General features: G+C 71.6%; 4 protein-coding genes. 3 read left to right on the top strand and 1 reads right to left on the bottom strand.

The genetic code is table 11. The features are described 5' to 3' along the window. The first annotated feature begins 218 nt into the window (after positions 1-218). The 3 genes from AC08OT_RS17990 to AC08OT_RS17980 are packed head-to-tail and all read left to right on the top strand — an operon-like array spanning position 219 to position 5,469. Positions 219-1,670 (top strand): lysine N(6)-hydroxylase/L-ornithine N(5)-oxygenase family protein, encoded by a 1,452-nt coding sequence (locus tag AC08OT_RS17990; protein WP_476594338.1) that lies wholly within the window; start codon positions 219-221, stop codon positions 1,668-1,670. Next, complete coding sequence (locus AC08OT_RS17985; protein ID WP_476603076.1) at positions 1,667-3,850, top strand: IucA/IucC family protein; 2,184 nt, start codon at positions 1,667-1,669, stop codon at positions 3,848-3,850. Before AC08OT_RS17990 ends, AC08OT_RS17985 begins: the two co-directional genes overlap by 4 nt. A gap of 11 nt (positions 3,851-3,861) precedes the next feature. Continuing rightward, entirely contained in the window at positions 3,862-5,469 is a 1,608-nt protein-coding gene (locus AC08OT_RS17980) for a glutamine synthetase family protein (RefSeq protein ID WP_476603075.1), read from the top strand. Here AC08OT_RS17980 and AC08OT_RS17975 read toward each other — a convergent pair. Continuing rightward, positions 5,429-6,710: MMPL family transporter (locus AC08OT_RS17975; protein WP_476603074.1), on the bottom strand; the 1,282-nt coding region annotated here is incomplete at its 5' end. The genes AC08OT_RS17980 and AC08OT_RS17975 overlap by 41 nt on opposite strands.

Here is a 6,710-nt window from a genome sequence, read left to right as displayed (position 1 = left end):
CATTCTGGCCGCGGGGCTCGCGGTGTCCGCCTGTGGAGACGGAGTGAGACCGCCTCGCTCCTGACGCGAGGAGGCATCCGTTGGTGAAGCAGGAACCCGCACCGCGAGGTGTGGGAACCCCCGGCCTTCAGGCCGGGGAGGATGTCAAATTCCGCGCCCCGTCCACAGCTCGCGGCGAGCGCCCGCGTACCGTCGACGACGGATCGGCGTTCGCGGGTCTGCCCGCGGGGGGCGAACGGCCCTACGACGTGGTCGGGATCGGGTTAGGACCGTTCAACCTGTCGCTTGCGGCCCTGGCCGACGGGCTGCCCGGCCTGCGGGCCGTCTTCTTCGACCAGGCGCCGGCCTTCAGCTGGCACCCCGGCCTGCTGTTGGAAGGTACGACCCTGCAGGTGCCGTTCCTCGCCGATCTCGTCACCTTGATCGACCCAACCAGCAGATGGTCCTTCCTGGCGTACCTGCGCGAGCATGGCCGGCTCTTCCGCTTCTATCTCTACGAGCGGTTCCACATCCCCCGCCGGGAGTATGACGACTACTGTCGATGGGTCGCCGACGGTCTCGACTCCACCCACTTCGGCACCCGCGTCGAGGCGGTCCGCTGGGATCCCGACACCCGCCTGTTCCAGGTGGCGATCGCCCAGCCCCACCGGTCCGATCAGGCAGGGCAGTCCGGCGCCTCCCCGACACGGGTGGTGACCGCTCGGCACCTGGTCCTCGGGATCGGAACCGAACCGATCATGCCGGTGGCCTTCGCGGGGATGCCGAACGGGCGGGCCTTCCATACGGCCGAGTACCAGCAGCGGCGTGCCGCGCTGGCGGGGCTTTCCCGGGTCACGGTGGTCGGCTCCGGACAGTCCGGGGCGGAGGTGTTCGCGGATCTGCTCCGCGCACAACCGGTGACCGGTCATCAGCTGACCTGGATCACCCGCACCCCCGCCTTCGCGCCGATGGAGTACTCCAAACTCGGCCTCGAACAGTTCACCCCCGACTTCGTCCGCTATTTCCACGGTCTGGAGCAGGCGGCCAAGGACACGCTCGTCCCGGCTCAGTGGCAGCTCTACAAGGGGATCGACGCGGACACCATCGCGGAGATCTACGACCTGCTGTACGAACGGACGATCGGCGGGGCGGACGTGGCGGCGACGCTGCTGCCGGGCGTCGTCGTGGAGACGGCCTCGCAGCGGGACCGGGACGGTGAGATCACTCTCGGCTGCCGCCACCGCGATCAGAACCGCGCCTTTCCCGTCCACACCGACGCGGTGGTGCTTGCGACCGGGTACGCCGCACGCCAGCCGGCCCTGCTCGATCCCATCGCCGGGCTAATCGACGTCGACGACAGGGGTCGCTTCCGCGTCGACGCCCGGTACCGGGTGGCGACCGACGCCGGTCTCACCGGCCGTGTCTACGTCCAGAACGCGGAGCTGCACACGCACGGCGTCGGGACGCCCGATCTCGGCCTCGGCGCCTGGCGCGCCGCGGTCATCCTCGACGACCTGACCGACGGCGACGCGTACCGGCTGCCGTCGCCGTCGGCGTTCACGACCTTCGGGGTCCCCGCCCGGTCGGGCCAGCCGGACGGGAATGGCCAGGCCGCCGGCGAGCGGCGCGCGCGGCCGCGCGATCCGGCCCCGGTCGAGACGGCCAAGACAGCCGGAACGGTCGGACGTTGACCACGTCATGGTCCGCGCCGCCGCCCGCGGCACCGTCCCCGGGGCGGACCGGGTCGGCGGACCGATGGCGGCAGGCCGGCCGTGCCCTGCTGGCCAAGCTCATCGCTGAAATGGCCTACGAGGAGCTACTCAGTCCGCAACCCGACGAGCCAGCGGATGCCGCGGCCGGGCCGGCGGGCTCCCCGGGCGGGCCGACACCCACCGCACCGGCGCGGACGAGCGACCTCACGGTGCGCGGCGTGGCCCCGAACGGACGCAGGCACCCCCCGATCGGACGGGGTCCCATCCAGGGTTACCGGCTCCGAGCCGCGGGCGCCACGTACGCCTTCACCGCCCGACGTGGCACATTCGGGTCCTGGTGGATCGATGCCGCTACGCTGACCCGCTCGGTTACGCCGCCCGGCCCGGATGGCAGACCCCCCGAACCGGGCACCACACCGACCGTTCCGGGCACCGCACCGGCGGACGACCCGATCCGCTTCCTCCAGGACATGCAGGTCCTGCTCGGCTGGTCCGACCCGGTCCTCGCCGACGTGGTACGCGATCTGCTCGCCACCCAGGCCGCCGATCATCATCTACTCGGAACGGCGATTCCCGCGGTGGATCTCGCCGATCTGCCGTTCGTCGCGCTCGAGGGGCACCAGACCGGCCATCCCTGTCTCGTCGCGAACAAGGGACGGCTCGGTTTCGGCGCGGCCGCGGCTGTCTACACCCCCGAGGCACGCCGGCCCTTCCGACTGCGGTGGGTGGCCGCACACCGCGCGATCGGGCGGTACAGCGCCAGCGCCCCCGAGGCCAGCGCCCCCAGAACCAGCGGCCCCAGAACCAGCGGCCCCGGGGCCATCGACCTTTCCGGACAGGGCTCGTCGACCGCGCCTGACCTGCTCACCACGGAACTCGACGAGCAGACCCGCACCCACTTCACCGATGTGCTCCGCCGGGCCCTGCCAGACGATCCACGCCGGCCGGGCCCCGCGCCCGCCGCCGGACCACCCGCCGGTACGACGATCGCCGACTATATCTGGCTACCCGTCCATCCGTGGCAGTGGGAGAACGTAATCGTGCCGCTCTATGCGGCTGAGATCGCCACCGGTCTGCTGGTCCCGCTGGGCGAGGCACCGGACCGGTACCTGCCCCTGCAGGCGGTGCGCACCCTCGCCAACGTCGACCGGCCGGACCGGCGGAACGTCAAGCTCGCGCTGATGATCCGTAACACGCTGGTGTGGCGGGGGATGTCGGCGGCTGACGCCATCGCCGGACCGGCGATGTCGAGCTGGCTGCTCGGGCTGCGCGACGCGGATCCCTTCCTGCGCGATGTGACCCGGGTTCTCCTGCTTCCGGAGGTCGTCGGCGCCACCGTCCGGCACCCGGCCTACGACGCCGTCCCCGACGCGCCCTACCGCCTCCACGAACTACTCGGCGTGCTCTGGCGTGATCCGGTGGAGCGGTTTCTCGACGGCGGGGAGCGGGCGCGCAGCCTCGCGTCCCTGCTGGCGGTCGGCTCCGACGGTCGGGCAGTCGTCGCCGAGCTCGTGGCCCGCTCGGGCCGGCCGGCACACGACTGGCTCGCCGCGCTGTTCTCCGCCCTCCTGCCGCCGCTGCTGCACTACCTGTACCGGTACGGCGTGGCCTTCACGCCGCACGGCGAGAACGTCCTGTGCATCTTCGATGCCGAGGAGATGCCCCGCCGCATAGCCGTGAAGGACCTCGGCGCGGACATCGAACTGGTGTCCGGCGAGTTCCCCGAGCGGCGGGGGATGCCACCGGAGGCGGTCGAGCACTGCCGGCGGTGGCCCGGCCCGGTCCTGGCCCACTCCCTGCTCTCGGCGGTGTTCGCCGGGCACTTCCGCTTCTTCGCGGTGCTCGTGGCGGATCATCTCGACGTAGGCGAGAACCAGTTCTGGCGGCTCGTGCGGGCGACGGTCGACCGGTACCACGCGAGGTTCCCGGCCCTGCGGGAGCGGTTCGCCTCGATCGATCTCCTCGGGCCGGCGTTCGGTCGGGTCTGCCTGAACCGCGAGCAGTTCGCGGGCGCCGGGTTCCACGATCGCGCCGACCGGGACGGAGGCTTCGACCTGATGCACGGCGAGGTCGCGAACCCCCTGCACGACGTGTCCACCCTCACGACGGGCCCGGCACAACCGGCAGCCCCGACGGAACCGGCGCCGCCTACGGTATGAACGGAGAACGCATGACATCGCCGCCGGTTCCGACCCCACCATCGGCCCAGGTTCCGGCCCATCCCGACCCCCCGGGCCCGCCTGAGCCACCTGAGCCAACCGGGCGGCCCGCACCGCGGGTCCAGCCCCGCCCGATCGGCCCCGGGTCATCGTCCGATCAGGCGGTCGGGGAGAACGCAGCCGGCCGGGGAGTGCTACGTGACCTGCTGGCCGGAGCCGAACCAGTCGAGGAGATCATCGTCGCCACCGTCGACCTGCAGGGCCGGCTCGTCGGCAGCGCCGTGTCCCCGGAGCACTTCACCGGACCGGTGCTCGCCGACGGCCTCGGCACCTGCACTTACCTGCACGCCGTTGACGTCGACATGAAGACCGACGGAGGCTACCCCCACTCGCCCTGGTACGACGGCTTCGGTGATCTACGGCTACAGCCCGACCTCACCACGTTGCGCCGCGCACCCTGGCATCCGTCCGACGCGGTGGTGTTCGCGGACGCGTTCTGGCCGGACGGGTCCCCGGTGGACGTCGCTCCCCGTGCCGTGCTGCGTCGACAGCTCGACGCGCTCGCCGACTCCGGTCTGACCGCCTTCGCCGGGACGGAGCTGGAGTTCCTGGTCTTCCGCGAGTCCTACCGTCGAGCTGCGCGGCGCTCCTACACCGATCTCACCCCGGCCAGCCGTTACAACATCGACTACGCGCTTTCCGGCACGGAAGGACTGGACGATCTGGTCCGGCGCATCCGGCGGGCGATGGCCGGCGTCGGGGTGGCGGTCGAGTCCGCGCGCGGGGAGGTCCATCCGGGGCAGTTCGAGATCGTGTTCCGGTATGCCGAGGCGCTGCAGGCCTGCGACAACCACACCCTCTACAAGACCGCCGCCAAGAAGATCGCCGCGGCGGGCGGGCAGGCCCTGACCTTCATGGCGAAGTACGACGGGGGCGAGGGGAACTCCTGCCACGTTCATCTGTCCCTGCGCGGGACGGGCGGGGCGTGTGTGTTCGCGCCGTCCCCCGAAGGTGAGGGGGCGCTCGTCCGGCACCCCGGCTTGGCCCCACCGAGCACCGCACCCCCCGGTTTCCCACCCCCCGGCTCTCGCGACGACACCGCCGGGATGTCCGCGCTGATGTGCTCGTTCGTGGCCGGGCAGCTCGCCTGCATGGCCGATTTCGCGTTGCTGTACGCACCCAACGTGAACTCGTACAAGCGCCTGGCGCCGGGCTCCTTCGCTCCGACCGGAATCAGCTGGGGACGCGACAACCGGACCTGCGCCATACGGGTGGTCGGCGACGGGTCGGGACTGCGCGTCGAACATCGGGTGCCGGGCGGTGACGCGAATCCCTACCTCGCCGTCGCCGGGATGATCGCGGCCGGCCGTTACGGCATCGAGCACCGTCTCCCGCTCGAACCCGGACGGATGGGCAACGCCTTCACCATGCCGGACGTGCCACGGCTGCCCGCGACGTTGCGGGAGGCGGTGGACGGGTGGCGGGCCAGTGCGGTGGCCCGGGCCGCCTTCGGTGATCGGGTCGTCGCCCATCTGGCCCATGCGGCCGAAGTCGAGCTCGCCGGCTACGAGCGGACCGTCACCGACTGGGAGCGTCGGCGCGGCTTCGAACGGTTCTGACCCCGGCCTGCTCCGGGACGGAGTATTCGCGCAGTCCGAACCGCTGATACAGAGTCCGCAACGGGCCAGGGGCCCACCAGTTGTAGTCGCCGGCCACCCGCATGAAGGCGGGGACCAGCACCCCTCGGATGAGGGTGGCGTCGAGCACGATCGCGAGCGCGATGGCGATCCCGAACATCTGGATGAACCGGACCGACGAGGTACCGAACGCGACGAAGGTGACGGCGAGCAGCGCGGCGGCGGTGCTGACGATCCGCCCAACCCGGGCGAGCCCGGTGGCGACCGCTTCGGTGTTGGGCGCGCCGGCGTCGTGCGCCTCCTTGATCCGGGAGAGCAGGAAGACCTCGTAGTCCATCGAGAGCCCGAAGGCGATACAGAAGAGCAGGACCGGCATGGAGGTGTCCAGCGGGCCGGGGGTGAAGTCAAGGAACCCGTACAGGTGGCCGTCACTGAAGATCCACACCGAGGCGCCGAACACGGCGCACATCACCAGCCCGTTAAGCACGATGGCCTTCACCGGTAGCAGCACGCTGCCGGTAAACAGGAACAGCAGCACGAAGGTCGCCAGCGCGATCAGCCCGAGGGCGACCGGGAGACGGTCGGCGATCGTGGTCTTGCCGTCTACCAGGACGGCGGATGCGCCACCGATCAGCACACTGGTCCCCGCGGGCGCCGGCACCGCACGCGCGGCCCGGACGAGAGCCTGCGCCCGGTCCGACGCATAGTCCACCGCGGGCACAACCTGGAGGGAATCCGCTCCGGCGATCGCGAACCGTCGGCTGGCCGGACCGGACGGTACGACCCGGCGCCCATCGATGTGGGACCCGAGGGCGCTATCGACCCGGGCCACGTCCGGCAGTTCGGACAGCGCGGTCGCGTAGGAGGCGAGCGCGGACCGGTCGATCATGCCCGGCCCGGCGGCCTGGACGACGACGTCGAGCGCGCCGCCGATGTCGGCGGCGAACGCGCCCCGCAGGGCATCACCGACGATCCGGCTGTCCGCCGAGCCCGGCTTCAGCACCCGGTCGTCAGGGGTGCCGAAGTTCACGTGCAGAAAGGGCGCCCCGAGGACGAGCAGAACCGCGATCACCGGCAGGCCGGTGAGTACCGGGTGGCGCATCACGGTGCCGGCGACCTGACGCCAGAACGGCGAGTCGGCCGCCTCGCGCACCACGACCGGCGCCGACCCCACGGGCGCCGGTCCAACCGGCACCGGCCCCGCCGCGCCCGCGGGCCCGCTC

Source organism: Frankia sp. CgJB1 (genome assembly GCF_977947065.1).
This window is presented reverse-complemented; position numbering and strand designations above follow the sequence as displayed.